We start from the raw sequence: 25005 nt of genomic DNA on the forward strand, positions 1-25005 counted from the left end.
TGTTGCGTTAAAAAATACATCTACTGGGACTTTGGTTATATCGTCTTTAAGCATTACTATTTTGTTCATGTATTTGTAATCCTCAGCATCAGCAATCTTAGCCAGAAGCTAAGCAATCATCCTCTCATTCCATCCATCCTTAAACACAATATTTCCGTCCACGTATTTCCATGTGATCGTTTCATATCGTAGCTCAATATTTTCCAGATGCGTGCTGGTCTGGCCGTTTGGCAGCAGAGCCGGTGAAATGCTGGAGATTTTGACGTTATCCAGGCGGATATTAAAATACTCGACCTCAATACCCGCTTCGTTAATTCGGTACATCTTGATGGTCGCTGATTTCAGCGTTCTGGCCTGACACAATGCACGAAACAGCACCGGCGTTGTTCTATCAAACTCTTTTTGAACGGATATTGGTGCATGAATTCTTGTGGCCGTAAGCCTTCCGGTGTGCGGATCCACCGGGATGGTAATGTTGTGCATGACGGAGTTGAGCTCTATCGAACCGAGTCTGGTCGGCATCATGCACGAGCCCACAATCGGCGAACCGCTTTCATCTTCTAACCAGATATGTGCTGGAATTGACATATTTAATCCTTTAAAGTTTTCGACATTGATAAACGACAAAAATATACGCACACAGGTAAACGATCCCCACGCTCAGCATGCCGCTGTCGGGATATAAGTAAAATTTGAACATACCGTACAGCACGGTAATAATAACCGGCACGTAGATACGCAGCAGCATTTTGGATTGGGACCTCAGCCATTGCTTTAGGAAACGTTTCATGCCCTTCCCATTAGTTTCGCGAGCACCTGAGCGAGTTCATATTCGGAAAGCCTTTTATTCGTGAGCGCACCTGCCCGGATAAATTCGTCCTCAATGAGAAAATACATCATTTCAAGCCTGCGTATGTATAGCGCCTGATAATAAGCCTGATGCATGACCTGCAACCTTTTGGCGCTTTCTGCCGCATTCTGGACAATACCGTATATTGTCAGCACCCCCACTGCGTCGCCAAAATAACCACCAATACTTTTGGCAACTGGAAACCTGATATTCATTGCCACAATCACTGCCATTGTCGCCCCGACCGCAAAGGCGTTTGATGTCAGCGTGCTAGCCGCAATGTGAATATTTAACCGCATCAGCTGGCTTTTAATTACCGCAATCTGCCGCATAGAACGGTTCTCAAGCTGATATTCAATGTAGGTTTTTAGAAGTTCGAAAACAATGCGCCGGTCTTTTACTAACTGTACCATTCCCATCATGAAACGCTTATCTTCGATCGCCTGTTTTTCACAAACATCATAATACTCATCAGTAAAGCACGATGCATAAAATGAAAGCCGGGTCGCCCCTTTATTGATCTTACTGACCTGATCGGAAACTGCATCAATAACGCCGGAAACGGCGTTGTCGAGCTTTTCTGCCAGAATCCTTTGCGCCTGAAGCTGCCGTATCACCGCATCACTGTGGTACATATATATCCCTATAGTTAATCCCGTTAACCATGCAAACCATAGGGGAATAATAAAATTCAGTGAAGCGAAAATTTAGCCAGTTGTGATCCCTATTCATAAAAAAAACCGCACTTACCAGTGCGGTTTACTTGTATAATTAAAGAATTTTCTGCGAAAGACTCGTAAACGCAATATCCCATTATTTCCACATCACGGCGGCGATAACCAAACAATCTAACTCAACTTCACCAGCCCAATTTTTTTCTCAATTACCATTAAAATCAGCACCGCGAAGATAATAAAGATCACCGAAATCGCATTCACCGTAGGATCGAAAGTCTGGTCGACGTAATTAAATACCCGAACCGGCACGGTGATGGTGTCTGGCGCGCTGAGAAACAGGCTCACAGAGACTTCACCAAACGAGGTCACCGCCGCAAATACCGCTCCGGCCAGAATGCCGGGCTTAATGAGCGGCAGCGTGACGTGGCGAAACGTATACCAGCGCCCCGCGCCCAAACTCATCGATACCGCTTCGAGCCGCTTATCCATTGCCGCCAGGCTCACGCTAACGGTGCGCACCACATACGGCAGCGCCACCACCACATGGCCAATCACCAGCCCGCTGATCATCCCGGCGATACCCGCCGCCGTCAGCACATATAGCAACGCAATACCCAGCACCACTTGTGGAATCATCAGCGGCGACAGAATAAACGCCTGCAAGGCTTCGCGATAGCGGAACTCCAGCCGCGCCAGCGACCAGGCGGCAAACGTACCCAGCACCACGGTGATTGGCGTGACGATCACCAGCAGCAAGGCGCTGATCCACAGCGACGCGATCCAACCGTCATCCTGTAAAAGCGCGCTAAACCAGCGCAGCGAGAATCCCTGCGGTGGAAACTGCGGATACGGCTCCGGGCTAAACGCCGAGAGCACAATCACCAGCACCGGCAGCGCTAAAAAGGCGTAAATGACAATGCCCGCCAGCGTCACGCCGAACTGCGTCAGCCGCTGCGCCAGGCTTTGCGTGTTATCCATGATTTTTCTTCTCCCAGCGTTTCAGGAACGCGCCCGCAATCCCGGCGACAATCAAGGTCATCACCAGCAAGGTCAACGACAGCGCCGCCGCCAGCGGCAGGTTAGCGATCTGCATCGCCTGTTGATAAATGGCAATCGGCAGCAGCGGCTGTAAGCGTCCACCAATCAGCAACGGCGTGATGTAGCTGCCCGCCGCGAGGGAAAAGACGATGATGAAACCGGTCAGCATGCCGGGCAGCGTCAAAGGCAGCACCACACGGCGGAAGGTCATCGCGGGCGTAGCACCCAGACTCATCGCCGCCAATCGCAGCGAGGGCGCGATTTCATTCAGCGAGGTAATCAGCGGCAGCACGGCAAACGGCAGCATCACCTGCACATAAGCGATGATCACCGCATTCATGTTCCACAACAGGCTCAGCGGCTGTGGAATCAGACCGGTGAACAGCAGGAAGCCGTTGATCAAACCGTTCTGCGCCAGCAGCACAATCCACGCGAAGGTGCGGATCACCACGCTGGTGAGCAGCGGAGAAATCAGGATCACATACAGCAGCGTGCGCCAGCCGCGCCGCTGCGTCGTCACCAGCAGCCACGCCGCTGGCCACGCTAGCAATACGGTAATCGCGGCGGTGAGCAACGACACCCACAGCGTGGTCCAGAGCGCGTGCAGATATTGCGGATCGGCAAACACCGTCACATATTGCGTCAGGCTGTAACCGGGCAGCGGATTGAGCAGGCTATCAACGTTGGTCAGGCTTTGGTCGAACAGCAGCAGCAGCGGCACCAGCAAAAACAGCAGCAGAAAAAGTAGCGATGGCGTCAGCAGCAGCCAGGGAAACAGATTACGCGTGGCGATCTTCATCAGGCGCGCTCCTGCGCGGGCAGCACGATGACATCCGCCGCTTGCCAGTGCAGATAGCAGCGATCGCCCGGCGCGGGCAGCTGTGAAAAGTGCGCTTCTGCGGGCTGCACGCGGATCTCGCCGCCGCCCGGCAACTGGCACACCAGCCGCAAGGTCGCACCGGCAAAACTCACTTCTTTCACACTGGCGGCGCTGCCGTTGCTGGTAAATTGCTGCGGCTCGCTGGAGAACTGCACGCGCTCAGGGCGCACAATCAGCAACGATGAGGCACTTGCCGGTTGCGCGGCGCTGAGTTGCAGCGCTGATCCGGCGACAACAAAGTGATCGCGCGCCTGGTAAAGTCCGTTGTGCGCAGAGGCATGGAATAGATTGGCCTGTCCGACAAACTCCGCGACAAAGCGATTCGCCGGTTGGCGGTAGAGCGCGGCGGGTGCGCCAATCTGCTGCAGCTCGCCCTGCCCGAGAATGCCAATGCGATCCGACAGCGTCAGCGCCTCTTCCTGGTCGTGCGTCACCAGCACCGTGGTGATGCCGACGCGCTGCTGCAACGCGCGCAGTTCGTCCTGCATCTCCTTGCGCAGGCGCGCATCAAGGTTCGACAGCGGCTCATCCAGCAGCAGCACCTGCGGTTCAATCGCCAGCGCGCGCGCAATCGCTACGCGCTGCTGCTGTCCGCCGGAAAGCTGATGCGGCATGCGCTGCGCCAGCCCTTCCAGTCGCACCTGCTTTAGCGCTTCGGTGACACGACGCTGCTGTTCGCTGCGCGATACTTTGCGCACCTTCAGCCCGAACGCGACGTTATCGCCCACGCTCAGATGCGGAAACAGCGCGTAGTTCTGGAACACCATGCCGATGTGGCGCTGATACGGCGGCAGCGCGGTGACATCCTTGCCACCAATCAACACGCGCCCGTTATTCGGCGACAAAAATCCGGCGATGATATTTAGCAGCGTGGTTTTGCCGCAGCCGCTCGGCCCGAGCAGGGAGAAAAACTCACCCTGCTCGATGGTGATGCTGACGTCATTCAGCGCGCGATGGTTATCAAACTGCCGCGCTACGCCGTCAATGACGACTGAACTCATTTGGCACCACCTAGCGCCTGGCTCCAGCGACGCGTCCAGTCCGCCAGCTGCGGCGTGGCGGTGCTGTAATCAATCCAGATCAGTTTGCTGTAGGCCTCTTCGCCCACTTTCACCTGCTTCTTCAGGTTGTCGCTGTACTGCACGTCTTTGTTGGTCATGCCATACAGTGATTTATCCGAGAAGGCTTTCTGCACGTCAGGCGCAGACATGGCGTTAACCACTTTGTAGGCGTTGGCGAGGTTCGGCGCGCCCTTTGGAATCACCCAGTTCGCGGCACCGACAACCGGACCATCGGACGGATAGACGAAATCAACTTTCATGCCTTGCTGCTTCAGCGCAAACACGCGTCCATCCCAGTACGGCACCACCCACGCATCGCCGCGCTCCAGCAAGGTTTGAATCGCGCCCGGACTGTCCGGGAACGCCACCGCGTTGCCGCGCAGTTCCGCCAGTTTGGTGAAGGCTTTATCCACGGCGGCAGGCTGATTAAGCTCGCCGCCCAACGCGTGCACTAAGCCCGCGAAGAACTGCAAACCGGCGGCGTAAGTCGGCGATGAAATCGCAACGTGGCCTTTGTATTCCGGATTCCACAAGTCGAGCCAGCTTTTCGGCGGGGTTTTCACCAGATCGCTACGATAAGCGAGCCCGAGCTGGCCGAGGCTGAAAGCGGCGGCGTAGGTTTGATTGTTATACACAAAGCGCGACTGCACGCTCTGATACAGATTATTCAGGTTGGGAATATCTTTGGCATCCAGTGGCTGCAGCAAGCCCGCCGCCTGCGCGCGCTGCACGGTATCGGGCTGGAACACCACCACGTCATACGGCGAACCACGGCCTTTGGCGGCGCGCAGCTTGGCAAACCATTCGGCATCCGCGCCCGGCACTACGGTCAGCTTCAGGTGATTATCTTTGGCAAACTGCTCCAGACCGGACGCGCGGATATTTTTCTCCCAGTCACCGCCGTAAACGCCAACGATCACCGAGTCTGTGGTTTCAGCCGCGCTCGCCGCACCGCTGATCAACATGCCCACCAGCGCGGTGAGCAGGATTTTTTTGTTATTTAACTGGCGCATGGCCATCTCCTGGTATTGAGGTAATTGACGCTGAAAGTTCACTTTCCAGCGCGCGCAGCGCAGCGGCAAACACCTGGCGCGCCGTCGCGATAGCTGGAGAAGTTGAACGAGGAAAATCTGCCGGTAACTGCGCTAACGCGGCGGCAAACACCGCAGAGCGATGGCGCTGGCGTTCGGCCGGACTGAGTGGATAAAGCAGCTGATTGAGCCGCGTCAGCACATCGCCCTCAAACAGCGTTTGCCAGTTCTCGCGCGCCGCGCCGAAAGAAGATGACGCCGCACGCGGTTGGCTGCGCAAGGCGGCGGTGGCCGCGGCATCAATGCCGTGATCGGTAAGCACCACGCCATAGTGCTGCGCGGCATCGGTGTGGCTCAGCAAATGGTTATCGACATCGTTTTGCACCGCCAGCGCATCGCGCTTGAAGGGATCGCCCCAACCGCCGCCGCCGGGCGTTTGCAGCAGCACTTCGTCACCGGCGTTGACGCTCAGCAGATCGATCTTGCCGAGCGGTTGACCGCCCGCGACATCAGGATTAAGCGTCAGCCTGGTCGATTGCCCCGGCTGGCCGCCCTGCACGCCCCACGGCTGGAACAGCATGCGCTCCATGCCGCGCGCCAGCAGCGTGCTGTCATTTTGCAGAATGCGCACGCGAATCTGCTGGCCCATGCCGCCACGCCATTGTCCTGCGCCGGCAGAACCGGGGCGCAGCGCGTACTGGCGGATTTCGATATGGGTTTCCGCTTCCACCATCTCCACCGGATTGTTCGCCAGATTCGAGATGCTGTTGTCGCGTCCGTCGATGCCGTCGCGCCCGCAGCGCGCCCCGCCACCACCGACCATCGGTTCGATCACCTGCACATTCTGCTCGCGGCCATTGCGCGCCACTTCGGCGATCACCAGCGGAATGATGGTGCCACCGCTGGCGGCGGGCATTACGTCCGGCAACGGCTGCCCCAGCAAACCGTTCAGCAGATCATTCACGCGCACTGCCGCCGCATGGCGTACGCCAACTGCCGCCGGATAGTGTGGATTGACCAGCGATCCGGCGGGCGCAAACAGCGTCACTGGCGCGAGTAATCCGGCATTCAGCGGCACGCCTTTGTCCAGCGTGCACACCAGCGCCAAAATGCGCAGCGTCAGCCACGCATGTGGATCGCCGTGGCTGGGAATATTGATCGCCGCCGCCACCTGCGCATCGCTGCCGGTGAAATCGAGATGCACGTTGCCATCGTTAAAGGTGGCGGTGATGGCGAGCCGCACCGGCAAGCCGCTGCCGGCGGCGTCATCGAGGTAATCTTCAAACTGATACACGCCGTCGGGAATGCGGCGCAGCACCTGGCGCGCGCGAATGGCCGAATACGCCTGCAAATCCTGCTGCGCCTGCACCACGTCCGTAACGCCATGCTGCGCCACGATGCGATTCAGGCGATCGCGACCGGCATTGAGCGCGGCCAGCATCGCCTGAATATCGCCAGCAATCGCCTCCGGCGTGCGGCTGTTGGCGGTGAGAATGTTCATCACATCACGATTGAGTTCACCCGCACGCACCAGCTTGACCGGCGGAATTTGCAGCCCTTCCTGATAAATATCGCTGTTGGTCGGCGAGATGCTGCTCGGCACGCGCCCGCCAACGTCGGAGGCGTGTAAAAAAGCCCAGCCCCACGCCACCAGTTCGCCTTCGATGAACCACGGCGCCAGCACCTGCAAATCTGGCAGATGCGTCGCCAGCCCGCGCGAGCGCCAGGGATCGTTAGTCAGAATCACATCGCCGGGCGCGACCTCGCCGACCGCCTGAATCGCGGTTAGCGCGTTCAGCCCGACAAAACCGGAGACGCCAATACCTTTCGGATAGGCAAAGAAGCGGCCTTGCAGATCAGCCACCGCGCAGCAAAAATCGGCGGTTTCCTTGACGTACAGCGTGCGTCCGGTGCGCTGCAGGATGTGGCACATCTCTTCGGTGAGCGCGGTGAGTTTTTGGTTGAGGATTTCGAGGGTGATGGCATCCAGTTTCATGCTGCGTCTCCCGTTACGCGCGCGATCAACAGATTGCCGCTGCTATCGGTGCACGCCGACCAGCCAGGCAAGATCAGCGTGGTGGTATCCTCTTGTTCGATCACCGCCGGGCCGTGAATGTGGCTCTGCTTGCCGATGTTCACACGTTGCCAGATGCGCGCATTCACCCAGCCGCCGCGCAGATAAAGTGGGCGCGAAACTGGCTCATCAATCTCATTCTCAGAGTTAAAAGTTTTATCGGTAGGGCGCGGCAGCGCGGCGTTCAGCGACAGGCGCAGCGTGGTGAGTTCAATGGCCGCGTCAGGCGTGTTAAAGCCATAACGCTGCTGATGCAGCTGCTGAAAACGTTCCAGCAGTTGCTGATGCGTGATGCTTGCCGGGCTGCCGAGAGTGACGCTGAGTTCGTAGGCCTGTCCGGCATAGCGCATATCCGCTTCCACCCGATAATCGGCGCGCTCGCTGAGGCGGCTGGCCTGTTCGGCAAACCACTTTTGCGCCAGCTGATGCAGCTCCGCAACGGTGGCGGCGATTTTGCCGTAGCTCTCCGCTGTAACGTTGATGCGCAGGCTGCGCACAAAGTCGCGGCGGATATCAGCGCTGATCGCGCCCTCGGCGCAGAACGTGCCGGGACGCAGCGGCACCAGAATGCGGTTGATGCCCGCCTCTTCGGCAAAGAAGTTGGCGTGGGTCGGGCCCGCGCCGCCAAAGGGAATCAGCGTCAAGCCATCGGCGGTCAATCCGCGTTGCGCCAGCGCTTTGTTCAGTTCGGTCGCCATCTGCGCGGTGGCTACTGCGATAGCGCCGCTTGCCACCTGTTCGGCCGCCAAACCTAACGTTTCGCCCAATTCACTGAGTGCGCGATGCGCGGCGGCATGATCCAGCGTGATGGTGCCCGCCAACGCCGCGTCGGCGGATAAGATGCCGCTCACCAGATAGCAATCGGTGAGCGTGGGTTGCGTGCCGCCGCGCTGATAGGCAACCGGGCCCGGATCCGCGCCCGCACTTTCTGGGCCAACCTTGAGAATGCCGAAATCATCGACATGCACGATGGAGCCGCCGCCGGCACCAATCGCCGATACGCCCACCACCGGCAGAATCAGCGGCAGGCCGCCAATCTCGGTGCGGTTTACGCGTTCGATTTCGCCCTGCTCGGACAGCGAGATATCGCTGCTGGTGCCGCCCATATCAAAAGAGACAAAACCTGTACCGGACGCCAGATGCGCCGCAGCAATCACGCCGGATGCCGGTCCGGAGAGCAGCGTGTCTACCGGGCGCTGATGCGCAGCGTCCAGCGGCAGCACGCCGCCGTTGGACGCGGTGATCAATAAGGGAACGTCAATCGCCTGCTGCGCCAGTAAATCGCCTAGCCGGTTAAAGTAGCGCTGCATCAGCGGCTGAATATAGGCGTTCAACCCGGCCACCAGCGTGCGTTCATATTCACGAATCTCCGGCCACAGCTGCGCCGAAGAGAGTATAGGCACCGTGCCTAACGCAGCCAGCACGCTTGCCAGTTCCGCTTCACACGTGGGATTGGCATAACCGTTGATGGTCACCAGCGCCACCGCGCTCACCTTGAGTTGCAGAACCTCGGATGCCACCGTTGCCAGTTCGGCCTCAGTTGGCCACTGCGTCACTTCACCGGCGGGACTAAAGCGCGCTGGAATCTCCAGCACGCGCTGACGCGGTAAAAAAGGCGGCTCGCGGTCGGCATGAAAATCAAAGGAGGACGGCATACGCGCACGCGCGATCTCCAGCACATCGCGGAAACCGGCGCTGATCACCAGCGCGATGTCCGCGCCGCGCCGCTGGATAATGGCGTTGAGGCCCAGCGTGGTGCCGTGCAATACCAGCGACAGCGCGCTGGCGGGCAAACCGCTTTTTAGCAGCACGGCGCGCAGCCCGTCACTCACCGCCAGAGCGGGATCGGCGGGCGTGCTGGGCTGTTTATGGAAAAAGCGTTGCTGGCGTTGCGGATCAAATAAAACAAAATCGGTAAAGGTTCCTCCGACATCCACGCCGACTGTCGCTCCGGCTGCGGGGCTGTTATCCACCTTAATTCTCCTGCATTACTGGTGACTTAGCGTCGTAGGGCGTTAATCTCCGTTGCTTTGCCATGCAATACGAGCAACAAAAATAGCTAAGCTTTGCAGGAATGCGCATGAAGTGGCGCTTAGCTGCGTGGTAGCAATGGTTCGCGCAAATGCGTCTAAGCCGACGCGGTGGAATGTTTTATGTTGTGCATAAATTGAAGGAGAAGCCTTATGTCCGCGTCGTTATCACCTCAGGAAAGCGCGCTGTTGCCACAGATCCAGCAATGGATTGCGGAGCATCGCGCCGCATTAACCAATGATTTGGCCGAATGGATTGCTATTCCCAGCATCAGTCGCGCCGACCGCGCAGCGCCCGGCGCGCCTTTTGGCCCCGAGTGCGCGCAAATCTTGCAGCAGGTGTTAGATCAGGCCGAGCAGGCCGGTTTCAAAACCGAACAGCATCAGGGCTACGCCGGTTCGGTAATTTATGGCGAGCACGCGCGCGACATCGGGCTGATCAACCATCTGGATGTGGTGCCAGCGGGCGACAACTGGACCTTTCCGCCCTTTGCGCTAACGCAGCACGGCGATTTTGTGATTGGTCGCGGCGTGGCGGATAACAAAGGGCCCGGCGTGCTCAATTTCTATCTGTTAAAGCTGATGCGCGATCTGAAAATTCCGCTGCATCACAATCTGCGCATCGTTTATGGCCTGGCGGAAGAGAGCAACATGGCCGATATGGCGTGGTTCGCGGAGAACGGTCCGGTGCCTGATTATTCGATTGTCACCGATGGCATGTTCCCGGTGAACAATGCGCAGAAAGGGCAACTCAGTTTTACCCTGAATGTCGCCGAGTCGGGCGTGCTGGCGGATATTGTTGCCGGATCGGCCAGCAATAGCGTGCCGGATTTCGCCAGCGTGCGGATTGCGCAGGCCGATCAGCATGCCGTTAGTGAAAAGCTGGCGCTGCTGCGGGGCATTGCCGCGACCTATGTGTCGATCAAGCCGGAAAACGATGGCGCTTTCACCTTGGAAGCGCGCGGCAACGGCGGGCATGCCGCCTTCCCCGACGGCACGCTGAATGCCACGCAGGTGCTGCTTGCCGCGCTGATTGAGCTGGAGCTATTGGGCGATCACGAACGTCAGCTGGCGGAAACGCTGGTACAGCTGTTTGCGTCGCCGTATGGCGAGAGCGCCGGATTGGGGCTGGAAGATGCGGAGTCCGGCAAACTGACGCTGAACGCGGGCGTGTGGTACAGCCATCACGCCGACACGCTGAGCATTGACTGCGATATCCGTTATCCGGTTTCGTGGCGCGGCGAGCAGATCGTCGAGATGCTGCAGCAGCAGTTAGCCGCTACTACCATTACGCTCGATCCCGGCTGGCGCGACGTGGCTCCGTTCTTCCTGCCGGCCTCACATCCGGTGATTTCGCTGCTGCAGCAAGTGTGGAATGACACCACCGGCAATGACGATCGCCCTTACGTGATGGGCGGCGTTACCCATTCGAAGAAGCTGCCAAACGCCATCACCTTTGGGCCCGGTTACCGGAAAACCGCAGCAAACACGCCCGATTTTTTACCCGAAGGCCATGGATTGCCGCACGGTGCCGACGAGACAATCCATCTGCCATCGCTGCTGGAGGCGTTGCCGAAATATGTGATCGCGTTGATCAGGTTGGATAGTTATTTGCTTGCGCAGGGCTAAACCGATCGCCATAAATGGCGACCGTACGGTTCAATTCATCACTAATCCGCCATCAACGTACAACGTTTGTCCGGTGACAAATTCACTCCAGTCGGAGGCGAGAAACAGCACTGGGCCGGTGACATCTTCCGGGCGCGCGATGCGGCGCAGCGGGGTTTGCGCGGTGAGGAGATCGCGCACCGCTTCGCGCGTTGCCTGGCTGGCATCGGTGGGATACACCAGACCGGGCGCCACGCAGTTAACGCGAATGCCCAGCGGGCCCAGCTCCGTCGCCAGCGTGCGGCTAAAGCCGGTTAGCGCCGCTTTCGCGGTGATGTAATCGTGGTAAGGCACCGAAGGACGCGCCACCAGATCGCTGGTGAGATTAACGATACTGCCGCGCACGCGCGCGCGCATTAACGGCAGCGCCGCCTGGCAGACGTTATAGGCGGCTTTTACCGCGCCATCGAACTGTGACTGGTATCCCGACCACGGCGTTTCCCAGAAACGTGAACGATTTTCAGTGTCGAAAACGTAAGGTGCGAAAGCGTTGTTGATCACCGCATTGAGGCGACCTGTAGCGTTGACGATCTGCTCCATCATGGCGTTGACCCGCTGCTCACAGGTGACGTCGGCGGCAATCGCCAGCGCGTCGCCGCCCAATGCGCGGCACTCCTCAACCACGCCCGCAGCGGCAGCGTTATTGCGTAAATAGTTCACCACCACAAATGCGCCTTCTGCTGCGAAGGCTTTAGCGATCGCCGCACCAATGCCGCGGCTTGCGCCGGTTACCAGAACTGTTTGGTTGGAGAATTTCATTATGGCTCCATGTTGATATGGTCACGCAAAATCTGCAGCGGCGCGATTTATCGCGCACAGCTGATTGCTGCGCTATAAATTAGCCGCTACGGTATGTGCGATCTGTTATCGCGTCACTCCGCATACGGTGCGTAACGCTCGGCGGCCGCTTCTGCGCCCTGCTCGATCTCCGTGATGGTCACTAGATCGAGCAAACTAAAACGTCCATCGTGATGCCAGCCCGCTTCCGGCGAGGTCATATTGCCGAACGCTGCGATACGCGTTACGCCCACTTGCCCGAGCAGAGCCGAAATGCCGAACAACGCCTGCGGCGCGGCCGCCACGCCTGCGGTTTGCAGAAAATGCCGCTGCGGCGCCACCAAATCGACCACTTCCTCCAGCGCATCCACGCACACCACTTTCAACGTACGGCCCAATGCCGCCGGCGATAAAGACTCCGCATGATCAACGCTCACCACTGCCCAATCGTCTGCCGCCTCGCCGTAAAGCCTACGATCGCCGCCCAGCGCGCGAATCTCCTCGCCATTACGCCACGCGGCAATGCTGTTGATCTCTTCGCTCGCCAGCGGACGGCGCGGATGTTTGTGCGCCAGCGCGGCAAGTTCATGGGCGATGTAGCTGGCGAACTCATCCGGCGACACCTTGCCGCCGCGCTCGACAAACAGCATTTGCGGCGAGTAACAACCGGCCTGGTCGTAACGCATCACGTCATACGCCACGCGACGCGCCAGCTCCGCGCCTTGCCGTACATTCAGCGCCGAACGCGCCACCATTCCGAAGCTGATTTTGTGGCCGTGCGGCAGAAAGCGCGTGGTAACCGGCAAACGCTGTTGGATCGCCGCCAGCGTTGAATTTCCGCCATAAGCCACCAGCGCATCGGGCTGACGCAGCCACGTTAGTTCGGTTTGCGCATCGCCGCCTTTCCACCACACCACCGCGATACATTCGCCCAGTTTTGGATCGATCTCCGCCAGCAACTGCGTGAACCAGCTTGCCATCAGCGGCTCATTGCCCGGCAGTTTACCGATGGTGCCCGCCTTAACCAGCAGACCGCAAATCAAACTCCACAGCGGCAAGCACGGCACGTTGCCCGCCCAGATATGCATTAACAATTGCGGGCCATATGCGCGCGCAAAGCCGCCTTTAGGGCGCGGCTGGAAATCGTCGAGCATCTGCGCATCGGCGAAATCCTCCGCCAGAAAGCGCTTTAACTGCGGTTGACGAAAGGTTTTCAGATAGCCGGTAAGGCCAAGCCGCACCATCTCGGCATCGTAACCGGTGACGATGGGCAGCAGCTTTTCGGCCTTGATGCGCACTGGATGATGACGATCGAGCAGTCGCGCCACCGCTTCATCAATGATGCCCATGATCTGCGCCACGCTCAGCTGCTGGAGATAAGCGCGGGCGTTGGTGCGGATGCGCGCTGCGAGCGCCTTTATCTGCGCGTCATCAAGTTGCGGAACGCAAACCTCGAGGCTTTCGCCACGATGATTGAAACTCAGCGTGTGCCAATACACTTCGTCAGCCGAGAGGCCCGGCAGATGTCCGGCAATTTCTTTCACAACTGTGCCTGCGCGCCGGCGAGAAACGCTTCCATGGTCAGCGAACAGCCTTTGGCATCAGCGCCGGTCGCGCGTCCCAGCAGATGGAAACCGCCGGGCACCCTCACGCCCGCATCTTCCGTTAACAACGCAGACACCGAGTTGAAATGTGCCAGATCGTGATGCACCAGCACGCCAACTTCGCCGTCCGGCACATCATCACCGGTAAGCGGATTGACCACGCGCGTGCGGATCCAGTGCGGCCCGAATTTCACCGGCGGGCAGCGCTCATTGCCCGCGTCGTAAAACTGCGTGCTGATTTCCGTCATGCCGTACATGTTGATGCAGTGGGAACGCGGAATGCCGAAGGCATGAGAGAGCGAAGCGTAGAATTCTTCCGCGCCCATCTCGCGCGACTGGCCTTTGAAACCGCCGGTATCAAGAATGCGGCTGCCTGCCGGCAGCGTGAAGCGGCGTTTTTGGCGCTGCATGTCATCCAGCAAAGGTACAAAGCTGTAGCTGGCGCCCAGCAACGCGTAGGGTTCGCCGCCCGCTTCGGCTTTCTCCAGCGCACTGAACAGACGACTGGTTTCGAGGCCATGTTCGCCCACCATCACTTCGCTGTCCGGCGTGCCACACTCCTTCATCGCCAAATCAAGATAGGTCGCCAGCGAGGAGTTCGGCATCGCCACGGTATCCGGGAACAAAATGCCCATGCGGATGCGATCGCGGCCCGCCATAAAGCGACGGCGGAAATTGAGCAGCATCGATTTTTTCCACACCTCCAGCGTCGAATGGTAACTGCGCCCTTTTACCGTGCCGGTGGTGCCGCTAGTCATAAAGATCTCGGTAATTTGCTCGGTGGGACGGCAGCTGAGCGTCAGATCTTTGAAGGCATTAATCGGGATGGCGGGAATGTTGCGCCAGTTTTTCACCGTCAGCGGCGTGCGTCCGCGCTGGGTGGCGAAGCGGCGATAAGGGGAATTGTGTGCGAACTGATAAGCGAAGATTTCGAGGGCCAGTTGGTTGAAGTCGTCGTCTGAGCTATCTTCGCGCTGCAGGAATGTCAGCAGAGCCTGGATGATGTGTGTTTCGTTCATGTGCGTCGCCACCTTTGCGATTGCGCAGAGACTCTCAGGCAACGCCTGAAGAGCGCGAACTGTCCGCTACAAAGCACAAAGAGGGAATCAGGGCGCGATATCGCCCTGCGGTTCCGCATCCCTACGCCGGTATTAGCCGGATCAGGTTCGGAGGGTCACTACGTTGCCCGCGCATACACGCCAGCCGGTAGAATCTCAGCCCCTTAACAGAGCACCCCTTGGAACAAGCCGCAGTCTAGGATGGCGCGCGATGATGTGTCAACCATGTTAAATACGCGTGAAAATTTGAGCTGCCCGGCACAAATCACGTCATGTCTTATACTCAGAGCATGAGTATTTGCGGAGGTGAAGTATGGCTGGCGGTTGGTCAGAAGACGGTGCGGTACACAAACAAATTGATGCCACGGTAGATGATGCGGTGGCCCGCGCTCGTGAAAATCTTGGGCACGGTGAAAGTGCTGAATTTTGCGACGAGTGCGGCGAACCGATCCCGGAAGCGCGTCGCGCAGCATTGGCTGGCGTGCGTTACTGCGTGAATTGCCAGAGCAAGATCGATAAAAAACAGGCGGCGATCAGCGGTTATAACCGCCGCGGAAGTAAGGATAGTCAGTTGAGATAGTTATTTAAATTAGCAATTCAGGTTAATGGATATTTTAAAATTTCATTTGCACTCGTTACTTTTAATTAGAATTACCATTAATCTGAAGCAAGACCATTCGCATATCTCCCGATTTTTCAAAGTTAAATACTGCAGCACTATTGCTGAAGCCGAAAGAAGAGCCTAATTTTACAAACTTTATGGCTTAGATTTCACCTTGAGCAACTTGAGTTTAGCCAGTAATGCTGATAAGTTAGCCACACAACTCAACCCTGTACGCAGCGATTCAGTTCGCTGGCCGTTAGGGTGAAAAAACCGGCTCAGGCCGGTTTTTTCGTATCTTAAGGAAGGATAAGAGTGCGTACTGCAATATTCATTGATGGATACAATGTATTTTATGGACTCCTTGCAGGTACGCCTTATAAATGGCTCAACTTGTCATTGCTGCTGTCGCATATATGCCGGGTACAGGATCCGACTGCCATAATTGAAACAATAAATTATTATACCTCCTCGGTTATTCCCCACCTCGCCACACGCGGTATTGAATCCCGACACGCTCAGGATACTTATATTCGCGCGCTGAAAACGACCGGAATAAATATCTTCACCGGACGTCATCGACTTGAGCACGCTCGAGCTCCACGTTTCATTAGTAAAAAACTACCCGCATCACGTCTCGATAAGGTAGATATCTGGGAGCTGGAAGAGAAAGAAACCGACGTGAATATTGCCATCAGCATGTATCGTTTGTTTGCTAAACAGCAGACGTTGCCAATAGAAGAGAGGATCGCGCAGCTGGTGTTAGTATCGGCTGACACCGACATGACGCCAGCACTTAAGGCGATTCGCGAAGATTTTCCCGACATTCGTATCGGGATCATTTTGCCGCACCGCCAGGGCAACGTACGTGGTGTTCCGGGTTCACTGCAGAATCATAGTCACTGGATACGCAGAACGATCACCAATGAAGAGCTTGATGCATGCCAGTTTCCTGTTCGGGTTGCGACGCATAAAAAACCTGCGGTTAAACCCGAATATTGGTAAGCATCAAAACCACGCCATTTAATGCGCCTCGCGGTAAATGGCATAGCTCACGATGTTCTCCGTAGTGGCCTATTTCATATCGAAACGTAATGCGGGAACGGTTACTGATAAATCATTTAGTTCAACGTCCTGCGTCAGGCTAAATCCTATCAGCTCTCATCAGTGCTTAAACCTGCATTAAGCGGCCTCAACCGGCTGACAAATCTCCAGAATGGCCAGCAGATAGATGCGCACCATGTCGAGGAATTCACTGATTTCTACGCGCTCATCCGGCATGGTGTTGTATTTGCCGCCTGGCCCACAGACGATCCCTTCCATGCCCGCATGCTGATAGAGATGTGCCGCATCGGTGCCGAAGAACGCCGGAGGCGTGATCACGCCGGTGGGCTGTTCGGTGCCGCGCACGGTTTTCCAGCCGCGATTCACCGCTTTGACGATGGCGGATTCCGGTGACACTTCGAACGGTAACATGGTGGGTTTATCACGGATGCCATCATCATAAAGCTCGGCTTTTAGGCCCGGATAGCGTTGGCATAAGATATTCAGCAGCGCCTGCAGATCGGCGAGCACACCTTCCACCGTTTGTCCTGGCGCGAAACGTGCCGAGCCTTTTAAGCGCACAAAGTCAGCCACCTGCGGCGGTCGCCACTCTTCCAGATCGCGGCCTAACGCGCCATGCACGGTACCGATATGACCACGGTTAATCTTGCGATGCTCAGCGGTTTTCGCGCCGCTAAAGGTCATGCCGTTAATCTGCGGAATCAGCTCGACGGCGGCGCTGATCGCATCCACCGCTTCTTCCCGTTTTGACAGATGGCGCGTATCGCCGGTGAGCTCAATAGTAAACATCAGCGAACCGGCGTGCATGGTCAGCGCTTGCAGATCGGTGGGTTCGGCATTGATGAAGTAGTCGGCGCGCACGCCTTGCTCAATCGCCGCCAGCGTACCAATGCCGCCCTGCAACTCACCCACCACATAGGTCAAAATCACATCGCCTTTCAGCTTTACACCGGCATCAATCAGCGTTTTCAACGCGCAAAAATAAGCGGCATCGCCCGCTTTCATGTTCGAAACGCCAATACCGTAGATAAACTGTTCGTCGATTTTTCCTTCCCAGGGATCGACAGTCCAGCCTTCGGTGACCGGATTGGTATCCAGATGCCCGTTGAACAGCAGGCTTTTGCCGCCGCCGCTGCCTGCCAATCGTCCAATGGCATTCAGCCTGTTGCCGGGCACATTCTGCAGTTCGGTTTCCAGGCCCAGCTGCGCCATCTGCGCGGCCATGTATTTCGCCAATTCACGCTCGCCATCGGTGGCGCTGTAGCTTTTGTGCTGCACCATTTTTGCCAGGAATGAGAGGCAAAAATCGCGATCGATATGATGAATCAACTGTTCAGGCTTCATGTTTCTCTCGTCATGCAACGGACTTGGATAAGTCGGGAATATGCACCGCATCAAGCAGTGCACGGGTATAAGGATGTTGCGCCAGCGCCGTCATGTTGTCGCCGGGCAGCACTTCCACCACGTCACCGCGATACATCACGGCAACACGATGGGCGATTTGGCGAATCAGGTTGAGATCGTGGGTAATAAACAGATACGCGGTGCCGTAGCGGCGGCGCAGTTCCAGCAGCAGTTCGATAATGGTGGCCTGCACCGAGACGTCGAGCGCGGCGGTGATCTCGTCACAAATCACCAAATCCGGCGGATTGGCAAAGGCACGGGCGATTGCGACGCGCTGCTTCTGCCCGCCGGACAGTGCATGCGGATAACGCTGCGCAAACTCCGCCGGCAAACGCACTTCCTGCAGCAGGCGCGCGACCGCCTGCGCTTCGGTTTCACCTGCGGGTAAACCATACAACCGCAGTGGCCGTGCGATGATTTCGCCAATGGTCATGCGCGGATTCAGCGAGGCATCTGGATGCTGGAAAATCATCTGCACGCGGCGGCGATACTCTTTATCCATTTGCGCCCGGCCATGTAGCGCGTAGCCACAAAAGTCGAGCTCGCCGCTGAACGGCACCAGGCCGGTAATGGCTTTACCGAGCGAGGATTTGCCGGAACCCGACTCACCAACCACGCCGAGAATTTCTCCCTGATGCACGGTGAGCGCAACCGCATTGGCGGCGCGCGTGGTATTGCCTTCACGCTTCAGCAGACGATCAAGAAGACCGTGTTTGCCGTAATCGATGGTCAGCTGCTTCAGGCCGAGTAACGGTTGGTTGCCGGGCGCGTCCTGCACCAGCCGGTGCTGCGGATTGGGTACCGCCTTAATCAGCTTGCGCGTATAGGCGTTTTGCGGCGCGCTAAACAGGCTGCGCGTGTCGGCCTGTTCGACAATGCGTCCCTGTTCCAGCACACAGACGCGATTGGCCACTTTGGCCACCAACGCCAGATCGTGCGAGATGTAGAGCGACGCAACGCCGGTCTCTTCGCGCAAACGCTCATACAGATCGAGGATTTGCGCCGAGCTGATCACATCCAGCGCGGTGGTTGGCTCATCAAAAATCATGCAGTCCGGCTGGCAGGCAAACGCGGTGGCGATCAGGATGCGCTGCTTCTCGCCACCCGACACCTGATGCGGATAGCGGCGCATCATGCGCGCCGGATTTTTAAGTTCAACGTCACGCAGCAGCGATTCGCCCATCTCCTGCGCTTCACGCGCCGATAAACCGCGATGGCGGCGTAACACTTCGGTGACCTGCTCACCCAAGGTCAGCGTGGGATTGAGCGAGGCGCTGGGATCCTGAAAAATCATGCCGAGTTTGGCACCGCGCAGCGCTGTCAGTTTGGCTGCGGGTAAAGTCAGCAGGCTCTCGCCGTTGAGACGAATATCGCCCTGCAGCTCGCGCGCATTGCCCGCCAGCCAGCGCATGATCGCCCAGCCGAGCGTGGTTTTGCCGGAACCCGATTCGCCCACCAGCCCCAACACTTCGCCGGGCATCACCTGCAGGTTGATGTCACGCAGTACCGGTAGTGCATGTCCTTTGGCTAACGCGTAATCGAGACTGTAATTTTCCACCGACAGCACCGGTGTCAGCTTGTCACTCATCAGTGGCTCCTTGGGTTGAGCACATCACGCAGCCCGTCACCCAGTAAATTAAACCCAATGGCGACCAATGCGATGGCGAGGCCCGGAATCATCATCATCCACGGCGCATTAAAGAAGTAAGCGCGCGCTTCAGAGACCATCAATCCCCATTCTGGCTCTGGCGGCTGCGCGCCCAACCCCAGAAAACTCAGGGTGGCAAACAGCATGATGGCGAAGGCAACGCGAATGGTGGCTTCCACGATGATCGGCGCCAGAATATTTGGCAGCATTTCTCGCAGAATGATGTAGTGCCCGGCTTCGCCGCGCGCGATGGCGGCGTTGATGTAATCCTGCTGGCGAGCGGCCAACGCCACGCTGCGCGAGATGCGCACCATGCCCGGCACAAAGGCGATAGTGATCGCCAGCACCGCGTTCATGCTGCTCTGCCCAAGCGTGCTGACAATCAGCAACGCAAACAGCAGGCTGGGAATCGCCATCACCGCATCCATGGTGCGCATCATGAACTCATCAAATTTGCCGCCCAGATAGGCGCTGGCGGTACCGAGCACCGAACCGATTACCATCGCCAGTGCGGTCGCCAGCAGCGACAGTAGAATGGTTGAGCGTGCGCCCACCATCACGCGGCTGAAGATGTCGCGGCCCATCTGATCGGTACCAAACCAGTGTTCCGCGCTGGGCGGCTTATAGCGCGTCAGGATGGAGATCGATTCAGGATCAAAAGGCGCGACGTGCGCACCGCCCACCACCATCAGCAGCGCCAGCAAGATAATCAGCACGCCAGCGGCACCCTGCGGTGAACGCAGTAAACGTTTCAACATATCAGGCATAGGAGATCCGCTTATCGAGAGTGACATAGGCCAAATCAGCCAGGAAGTTCACCACTGAATAGGTCGCGGCGAGAATCATCACGCCAGCCTGAATGGTGGGCAGATCGCGCGCCTGCACGGCGACAATCAGTTCGCGGCCAATGCCGGGAATGGCGAAGATCTCCTCCACCACCACAATGCCGCCCAGCAGGTAACCAACATCCAGCGCCACAATAGTGATGGTCGGCAACAAGCCGTTACGCAGCGCATGTCGCCAGAGAATGCGGCGACGCGATAAGCCCTTTAGCCACGCGGCGCGGATGTAATCGGTATGCAACACATCGACCATTTCTGAGCGCACCATGCGCGAGACGTGCGCCACCAGAATCAGCGCCACGGTCACCGAAGGTAGAATCAGGTGCTGAATCCCGCTGACGACGTTCTCACTGAGCGGCACATAGCCGGTGGCGGGCAAAATCTGCCAGACATCAGCAAACAGCAGCAGCACCAGCGTGGCGGTGACGAACTCCGGGAAGGAGATGCCGATATAGGAGATGACACTCACCAGCACATCGGCGGTTTTGCCACGGCGCACCGCCGCCCAGATGCCGAGGGGAATCGCGATGATCAGCATCAGAATTAAGGCGCACACCGCCAGCAGCAGCGAGCGTGATAATGCCGTCAGCAGCGTCGGCGCCACTTCAAGGCCATTGCGCATCGATACGCCAAAGTTGCCCTGCAGCGCCTGCGTCAGCCAATGCCAATATTGCTGCCATGCTGGGGCATCCAGCCCCAGACGTTCACGCACCGCCGCTAGCGCTTCCGGCGTGGCGTTTTGTCCCAGCAAGGTGACAGCCGCATCGGCCGGTAACAGTTGCGTGATGCCAAAAACCAGCAGCGACACCACTAACAAGGTGTAAACCATCAGCAGAAGGCGTTTGAGCAGATAACTTGCTGTCACGTTCGCTCCTTACGCTGCGCGCTTCGGCGCTTTGTCGGTTAACCAGATATGGTCAAGACGGAATACCGCACCGCGCGGATGCAGATGATATCCGCCGACATAATCGCGGCTGGCGGCGAGCAGATCGAAGAAGGTCGGGATCACCGATGGCACTTCGTCATGCATCAGCTGCTGCGCTTTGCCATACAGCGTGGTGCGCTGTGCTTCATCACGGGTTTCACGCGCCGCACTTACCGCTTTATCAAACTCCGCGTTGTTCCAGCGCGTTTCATTCCACGATGCGGTTGAGGTGTAGAGCAGCGAGAACACCGCGTCTGGCGTCGGCTGCATGTTGTAGAAGCCAACGTAGAAGTTGCCCTTCTTCCACACCTGATCGAGATAGGTGCTGTGCGCCATGGTCTGCACGTTGATGCGGAAACCGCCCTGTTTCGCCATCTCGCGCAGGGCGATGCCCAGCTGCGTGCGGGTGGCCGGTTTGTCGGAAGCGATAAGTGTTAAATCGATACCGTTGGGATAACCGGCCTCCGCCAGCAACGCTTTGGCTTTGCTGTAATCCACCGCTTTTTTCGCCAGGTTGGCGAAGAACGGATACGCGCCGTTAATCGGCGTGTCGTTGCCCGGTGAACCCAGGCCATCCGCCACGAAATCCACCGACGCCTGACGATCAACGCACAGTGCCAGCGCCTGACGTACCCGCACATCGTTAAACGGTTTTTGGTCGCAGCCCATGTTCACATTGAGGAACTGGCCGGAGGCCACGCGCAGCGGCAGCACGCCGGAAGATTTGGACAGGCGCGCGAACTCGCTCGACTGCGCGCTCAGCATCAGATCGGTGTCACCGGAGATCAGCGCGGAACTCTCCGCGATGCCATCGGGATAGACCACCACTTCCACGCCATCCAGATAGGGACGCGCCGGATCGTAGTAATGCGGATTGCGCTTCACCACAATTTTGCGTTCTGGATCGTAGGAGACCAGCTGGAAAGGACCGGCGCCGAACGAGGCTTTGCTCAGCTTGTCATACTGACCTTGCACGATACTGGCAGGGATGATTTTCGCATCCGGATAAGCCAGCATCACCGGCAAATCGGCGTAAGGCGCATCGGTTTCAATCAAAACCGTGTTGGTATCTGGCGCGCTGACGGCGTTAATCGGCCCAATGTTATGCAGTGCTGGCGAGGCATTTTTCGGATCGAGCAGCGCCTGCAGGCTGGCGACCACATCGGCGGAAGTCAGCGCGGAACCGTCGCTGAACTTTAGGTTCGGGCGCAGGGTAAACGTCCACTGTTTAAGATCGGCGCTGGCCTGCCAGGATTGCGCCAAATCGGCTTCGGCTTTCATCTCCTGCGTCAGACGCGTTAAGCCGCTGTACAGCAGTTCCGCTACCAGATATTCCGGGTTGACGCGCACCTGATGTGGATTTAACACGCCGACGGCTTGATCAACGCTGATGCGCAGCACACCGCCTTTACGCGCCGTGCCGCCCGGCGTGGCGCTCGCCACCTGCGCGGCATGGGCCGAGAACGACCAGGGCAGCATCGCTGCGCCCGTCAGAGCGGTAGAACTGGCGATAAACTGTCTGCGGTTTAACCCTTTCATTGCGCACATCTTCTCTTCCTCGTGATTAGTTAATTACCCTGGGTTGGCTGAAAATCATCGGCGAGATACGCCAGAATGGACTGCGAAAGTGCGATCACATCTGCCAGCGTGGTGTACTCATCAGCGGCATGAATGCGGTTGTCAGGACGGGCGAGGCCGCCGAGTAAAATCTCCTGAATCCCGGCTTGCTGGACCCAGCCCATATCGGAACTGGTGGACGATCCCCAGGGTTTGAACTCACTGGGTTGGAAGCCAAAACCCTGACTCAGCGCCGCCTGCCAGCGCGGCCAGTGCGGACCGTCTGGATTAGCGACCGGCGCCAGATGGCCAATCATTTGCAGCGTCACGTCGAGCGCGGGGCTGTCACGCATCGCACTTTCCACACAGTGCGTCAGCTCCTGCCACACCGCGTCAAAGCGCTCTTCCGGCGCGTAGCGGCGGTTAATCAGCAGCTCAAACCGTTCCGGAATGGTTGATCCTTTGCTGCCGCCCTGCGCAGCGGCCAGCGTTAACAGTGACGTCAGCGGTTTGCCGTGATAGTGCGGCGGAGAAGGCATCGCCGAGGTGCGTTGTTCCACCTCGAGCTTCAGCTGATATAGCGCGTTCATCATTGGCAGCGCCGCTTCAATAGCATTAACGCCGTTAACCGGATCGCCGGAGTGCGCCGAACGTCCGGTGATAATCACTTTGAGATCGATGCTGCCAAAGCAACCGGCCCAGATGCGCGGCACCGCGCCGCCGTTGAAGCTGAGCAGGTGACCGGAGAAAAGCTGTTGTTCCGCCAGATAACGAATGCCGGGATACAAGCCGCCCTCTTCATCGCTACACAGCAGAAATACCGGATTAAAACGCAGCGGGATGGCCGCCGCCTGGGCCGCGCGCACTGCCGCCATCGCGGCAACGATGGTGCCTTTCATGTCTGCCGCGCCACGCCCAAACAGCTTGCCATCTGCTGCGGTCAGCGTGAGCGCTGGAAAACGCCAGCCATCGCCGGCGGGAACGGTATCGGTATGGAAATAGAGATTGCAGTTTTCAGCGGCACCGGCATCAAGCGATGCCAGCAAATTGACGCGTTCACCGTACGCGCTGCCGTCCGGTGCCTGCCATAAATGTTCCGGCACCGAGACGCGCGCAAAGTGAAAATCCAGCGGTGTTAACAAGTGCGTCATCAGGTCAGCAAATGCGCCATAACCGTTGCCCGGCGGGAAGCAGGTATCCACCTCCAGCATCTGTTTGAGGTCATCCGTCATTTGCGCGCCGTCATGAGCAATCATCGCTAATGCGTTGTTAAAGCGTGGATTTTGCGTCATAGGATTATCGTCTGTTGTATTTCTATATAGTTTATAGATAATGCAATTCAACGACTGAGGTCAATCGGTAATCGGAAACATGCAAAAAAACTATGACGCGAACCACGCTCAACCTTTCGCCAGACTCAGCGAAGGTGAGGGTGCGCCGCTGTATGAAGTGGTCAAGCGCCATATCAGCGAATCGATCCTGCAAGGTGAACTGCCCGCAGGCACGATTTTGCCGAGTGAAAATAGCCTGGCGGCGAAGTTTGGTGTGTCGGTGGGCACCGTGCGCAAAGCGCTGGCGGCGCTGACCACGGAAGGCATGCTGATGCGACGCCGCAAAACCGGCACCGTGGTAACCGGCTGGGCGCCGCTGCACAATCTCAGCCACTTTTTCCAGTATTTTCGCCTGCACGATAAAACCGGCGGATTGCTGCAATCCGATACCCGATTACTGGATTATCAACTGAGTCATGCCAGCGCCGACGAAGCAGAGAAACTGCAAATTGGTCAGGGCGATGAAGTGATCCGGCTGAAGCGTTTGCGTCGCGTGAAGGGCATCGCCGCGATGCATGAAACGCTTGTGCTGCCCTCGGCGCGACTGGCCGATTTCCCAGCAGCCGATCAGTTACCGCCGCTGCTTTATCGCTATTTGTTTGAGCGCTACGACCTGCGCGTCGCCGCCGTGCGTGAACAAATTACCGCTACGCTGGCGAATGAAGAGGATGCGACGCTGCTGGAGCTGAGTTTGCCGCACGCCGTGATGGTGATTGATGAAGTTTCATTTGATCAAAGTGCCCTGCCGGTAATTTTGGCGCACCACCGTTTTAGTACCGAACACTTTATGTATGTGAATGAGATCCGCTAAGCGCGCGGCATGAACCGCCATCTGAGTAGGATTAAACAGCGCAGATGCGCCGGGTTTCTGGCTGTTTTGGGAA

General features: G+C 57.7%; 21 protein-coding genes and 1 riboswitch. Of the genes, 4 read left to right on the forward strand and 17 right to left on the reverse strand.

Annotated elements, in window-relative coordinates; genetic code table 11:
* Positions 1-108: 108 nt before the first annotated feature.
* The 8 genes from FCN45_RS20515 to FCN45_RS20550 form a co-directional block, all read right to left on the reverse strand.
* Positions 109-588, reverse strand: coding sequence for a type VI secretion system tube protein TssD (locus FCN45_RS20515; protein ID WP_137387058.1), 480 nt, complete (start codon positions 586-588; stop codon positions 109-111).
* A gap of 198 nt (positions 589-786) precedes the next feature.
* On the reverse strand, positions 787-1485 hold the full coding sequence (locus FCN45_RS20520; protein WP_137387059.1) for a hypothetical protein: 699 nt from the start codon (positions 1483-1485) through the stop codon (positions 787-789).
* Positions 1486-1698: 213 nt separating this feature from the next.
* A complete protein-coding gene (locus tag FCN45_RS20525) occupies positions 1699-2505 on the reverse strand; it encodes an ABC transporter permease (protein ID WP_137387060.1) in 807 nt (268 codons plus the stop codon).
* Positions 2498-3364: an ABC transporter permease gene (locus FCN45_RS20530; RefSeq protein ID WP_137387061.1), complete on the reverse strand. Its 867-nt coding sequence runs from the start codon at positions 3362-3364 to the stop codon at positions 2498-2500. Before FCN45_RS20530 ends, FCN45_RS20525 begins: the two co-directional genes overlap by 8 nt.
* Complete coding sequence (locus FCN45_RS20535; RefSeq protein ID WP_137387062.1) at positions 3364-4446, reverse strand: ABC transporter ATP-binding protein; 1083 nt, start codon at positions 4444-4446, stop codon at positions 3364-3366. Before FCN45_RS20535 ends, FCN45_RS20530 begins: the two co-directional genes overlap by 1 nt.
* Entirely contained in the window at positions 4443-5519 is a 1077-nt protein-coding gene (locus FCN45_RS20540) for a PotD/PotF family extracellular solute-binding protein (protein ID WP_137387063.1), read from the reverse strand. The genes FCN45_RS20535 and FCN45_RS20540 overlap by 4 nt, the downstream gene beginning before the upstream one ends.
* Positions 5503-7533: a hydantoinase B/oxoprolinase family protein gene (locus tag FCN45_RS20545; protein ID WP_137387064.1), complete on the reverse strand. Its 2031-nt coding sequence runs from the start codon at positions 7531-7533 to the stop codon at positions 5503-5505. The genes FCN45_RS20540 and FCN45_RS20545 overlap by 17 nt, the downstream gene beginning before the upstream one ends.
* The gene (locus FCN45_RS20550; protein WP_137387065.1) at positions 7530-9584 is read right to left on the reverse strand and encodes a hydantoinase/oxoprolinase family protein; all 2055 of its coding nucleotides are present in this window, start codon (positions 9582-9584) and stop codon (positions 7530-7532) included. The genes FCN45_RS20545 and FCN45_RS20550 overlap by 4 nt, the downstream gene beginning before the upstream one ends.
* A gap of 210 nt (positions 9585-9794) precedes the next feature.
* On the opposite strand from FCN45_RS20550, the gene FCN45_RS20555 reads away from it, so the two are divergent.
* Entirely contained in the window at positions 9795-11270 is a 1476-nt protein-coding gene (locus FCN45_RS20555; protein ID WP_137387066.1) for a Sapep family Mn(2+)-dependent dipeptidase, read from the forward strand.
* A gap of 30 nt (positions 11271-11300) precedes the next feature.
* Here FCN45_RS20555 and FCN45_RS20560 read toward each other — a convergent pair whose 3' ends face one another.
* The 3 genes from FCN45_RS20560 to FCN45_RS20570 form a co-directional block, all read right to left on the reverse strand.
* Entirely contained in the window at positions 11301-12068 is a 768-nt protein-coding gene (locus FCN45_RS20560) for an SDR family oxidoreductase (RefSeq protein WP_137387067.1), read from the reverse strand.
* Between the two features lie 113 nt (positions 12069-12181).
* Positions 12182-13630 (reverse strand): acyl-CoA reductase, encoded by a 1449-nt coding sequence (locus FCN45_RS20565; protein ID WP_137387068.1) that lies wholly within the window; start codon positions 13628-13630, stop codon positions 12182-12184.
* Entirely contained in the window at positions 13627-14709 is a 1083-nt protein-coding gene (locus FCN45_RS20570; RefSeq protein WP_137387069.1) for a long-chain fatty acid--CoA ligase, read from the reverse strand. The genes FCN45_RS20565 and FCN45_RS20570 overlap by 4 nt, the downstream gene beginning before the upstream one ends.
* Positions 14710-14810: 101 nt before the next feature.
* Positions 14811-14938: riboswitch (TPP riboswitch) on the reverse strand.
* A 123-nt stretch (positions 14939-15061) separates the two neighbouring features.
* Between FCN45_RS20570 and FCN45_RS20575 the strand changes: the two genes are divergently transcribed.
* Positions 15062-15328 carry a DksA/TraR family C4-type zinc finger protein gene (locus tag FCN45_RS20575; RefSeq protein WP_008110643.1) on the forward strand — a complete coding sequence of 89 codons (267 nt, stop codon included), beginning with the start codon at positions 15062-15064 and terminating at the stop codon, positions 15326-15328.
* Between the two features lie 336 nt (positions 15329-15664).
* Entirely contained in the window at positions 15665-16354 is a 690-nt protein-coding gene (locus FCN45_RS20580; protein WP_137387070.1) for an NYN domain-containing protein, read from the forward strand.
* A 177-nt stretch (positions 16355-16531) separates the two neighbouring features.
* Here the strand turns inward: FCN45_RS20580 and FCN45_RS20590 are convergent, their stop codons facing one another.
* The 6 genes from FCN45_RS20590 to FCN45_RS20615 are packed head-to-tail and all read right to left on the reverse strand — an operon-like array spanning position 16532 to position 24082.
* Complete coding sequence (locus tag FCN45_RS20590) at positions 16532-17758, reverse strand: M20 family metallopeptidase (RefSeq protein WP_137387071.1); 1227 nt, start codon at positions 17756-17758, stop codon at positions 16532-16534.
* Between the two features lie 10 nt (positions 17759-17768).
* Positions 17769-19406 (reverse strand): ABC transporter ATP-binding protein, encoded by a 1638-nt coding sequence (locus FCN45_RS20595; RefSeq protein ID WP_137387072.1) that lies wholly within the window; start codon positions 19404-19406, stop codon positions 17769-17771.
* On the reverse strand, positions 19406-20233 hold the full coding sequence (locus FCN45_RS20600; protein WP_137387073.1) for an ABC transporter permease: 828 nt from the start codon (positions 20231-20233) through the stop codon (positions 19406-19408). Before FCN45_RS20600 ends, FCN45_RS20595 begins: the two co-directional genes overlap by 1 nt.
* A complete protein-coding gene (locus FCN45_RS20605) occupies positions 20226-21173 on the reverse strand; it encodes an ABC transporter permease (protein ID WP_110867133.1) in 948 nt (315 codons plus the stop codon). Before FCN45_RS20605 ends, FCN45_RS20600 begins: the two co-directional genes overlap by 8 nt.
* Before the next feature lie 9 nt (positions 21174-21182).
* On the reverse strand, positions 21183-22781 hold the full coding sequence (locus tag FCN45_RS20610; RefSeq protein WP_137387074.1) for an ABC transporter substrate-binding protein: 1599 nt from the start codon (positions 22779-22781) through the stop codon (positions 21183-21185).
* A 20-nt stretch (positions 22782-22801) separates the two neighbouring features.
* Entirely contained in the window at positions 22802-24082 is a 1281-nt protein-coding gene (locus FCN45_RS20615) for a M20 family metallopeptidase (protein ID WP_137387075.1), read from the reverse strand.
* Between the two features lie 79 nt (positions 24083-24161).
* Here FCN45_RS20615 and FCN45_RS20620 point away from each other — a divergent pair, with 79 nt between their 5' ends.
* The gene (locus tag FCN45_RS20620; RefSeq protein WP_137387076.1) at positions 24162-24932 is read left to right on the forward strand and encodes a GntR family transcriptional regulator; all 771 of its coding nucleotides are present in this window, start codon (positions 24162-24164) and stop codon (positions 24930-24932) included.
* Positions 24933-25005: the final 73 nt, after the last annotated feature.

It is taken from the genome of Pantoea sp. SO10, assembly GCF_005281435.1.
Lineage (GTDB): Bacteria > Pseudomonadota > Gammaproteobacteria > Enterobacterales > Enterobacteriaceae > Pantoea > Pantoea leporis.

Excerpts from the sequence above, each read along its gene's own strand:
- FCN45_RS20555 (WP_137387066.1), top strand. The coding sequence starts at position 9,795 with ATGTCCGCGTCGTTATCACCTCAGGAAAGCGCGCTGTTGCCACAGATC.
- FCN45_RS20515 (WP_137387058.1), bottom strand. The coding sequence starts at position 588 with ATGTCAATTCCAGCACATATCTGGTTAGAAGATGAAAGCGGTTCGCCG.
- FCN45_RS20575 (WP_008110643.1), top strand. The coding sequence starts at position 15,062 with ATGGCTGGCGGTTGGTCAGAAGACGGTGCGGTACACAAACAAATTGAT.
- FCN45_RS20615 (WP_137387075.1), bottom strand. The coding sequence starts at position 24,082 with ATGACGCAAAATCCACGCTTTAACAACGCATTAGCGATGATTGCTCAT.
- FCN45_RS20540 (WP_137387063.1), bottom strand. The coding sequence starts at position 5,519 with ATGCGCCAGTTAAATAACAAAAAAATCCTGCTCACCGCGCTGGTGGGC.
- FCN45_RS20545 (WP_137387064.1), bottom strand. The coding sequence starts at position 7,533 with ATGAAACTGGATGCCATCACCCTCGAAATCCTCAACCAAAAACTCACC.
- FCN45_RS20590 (WP_137387071.1), bottom strand. The coding sequence starts at position 17,758 with ATGAAGCCTGAACAGTTGATTCATCATATCGATCGCGATTTTTGCCTC.
- FCN45_RS20610 (WP_137387074.1), bottom strand. The coding sequence starts at position 22,781 with ATGTGCGCAATGAAAGGGTTAAACCGCAGACAGTTTATCGCCAGTTCT.
- FCN45_RS20525 (WP_137387060.1), bottom strand. The coding sequence starts at position 2,505 with ATGGATAACACGCAAAGCCTGGCGCAGCGGCTGACGCAGTTCGGCGTG.
- FCN45_RS20535 (WP_137387062.1), bottom strand. The coding sequence starts at position 4,446 with ATGAGTTCAGTCGTCATTGACGGCGTAGCGCGGCAGTTTGATAACCAT.
- FCN45_RS20570 (WP_137387069.1), bottom strand. The coding sequence starts at position 14,709 with ATGAACGAAACACACATCATCCAGGCTCTGCTGACATTCCTGCAGCGC.
- FCN45_RS20530 (WP_137387061.1), bottom strand. The coding sequence starts at position 3,364 with ATGAAGATCGCCACGCGTAATCTGTTTCCCTGGCTGCTGCTGACGCCA.
- FCN45_RS20620 (WP_137387076.1), top strand. The coding sequence starts at position 24,162 with ATGCAAAAAAACTATGACGCGAACCACGCTCAACCTTTCGCCAGACTC.
- FCN45_RS20600 (WP_137387073.1), bottom strand. The coding sequence starts at position 20,233 with ATGCCTGATATGTTGAAACGTTTACTGCGTTCACCGCAGGGTGCCGCT.
- FCN45_RS20520 (WP_137387059.1), bottom strand. The coding sequence starts at position 1,485 with ATGTACCACAGTGATGCGGTGATACGGCAGCTTCAGGCGCAAAGGATT.
- FCN45_RS20595 (WP_137387072.1), bottom strand. The coding sequence starts at position 19,406 with ATGAGTGACAAGCTGACACCGGTGCTGTCGGTGGAAAATTACAGTCTC.
- FCN45_RS20560 (WP_137387067.1), bottom strand. The coding sequence starts at position 12,068 with ATGAAATTCTCCAACCAAACAGTTCTGGTAACCGGCGCAAGCCGCGGC.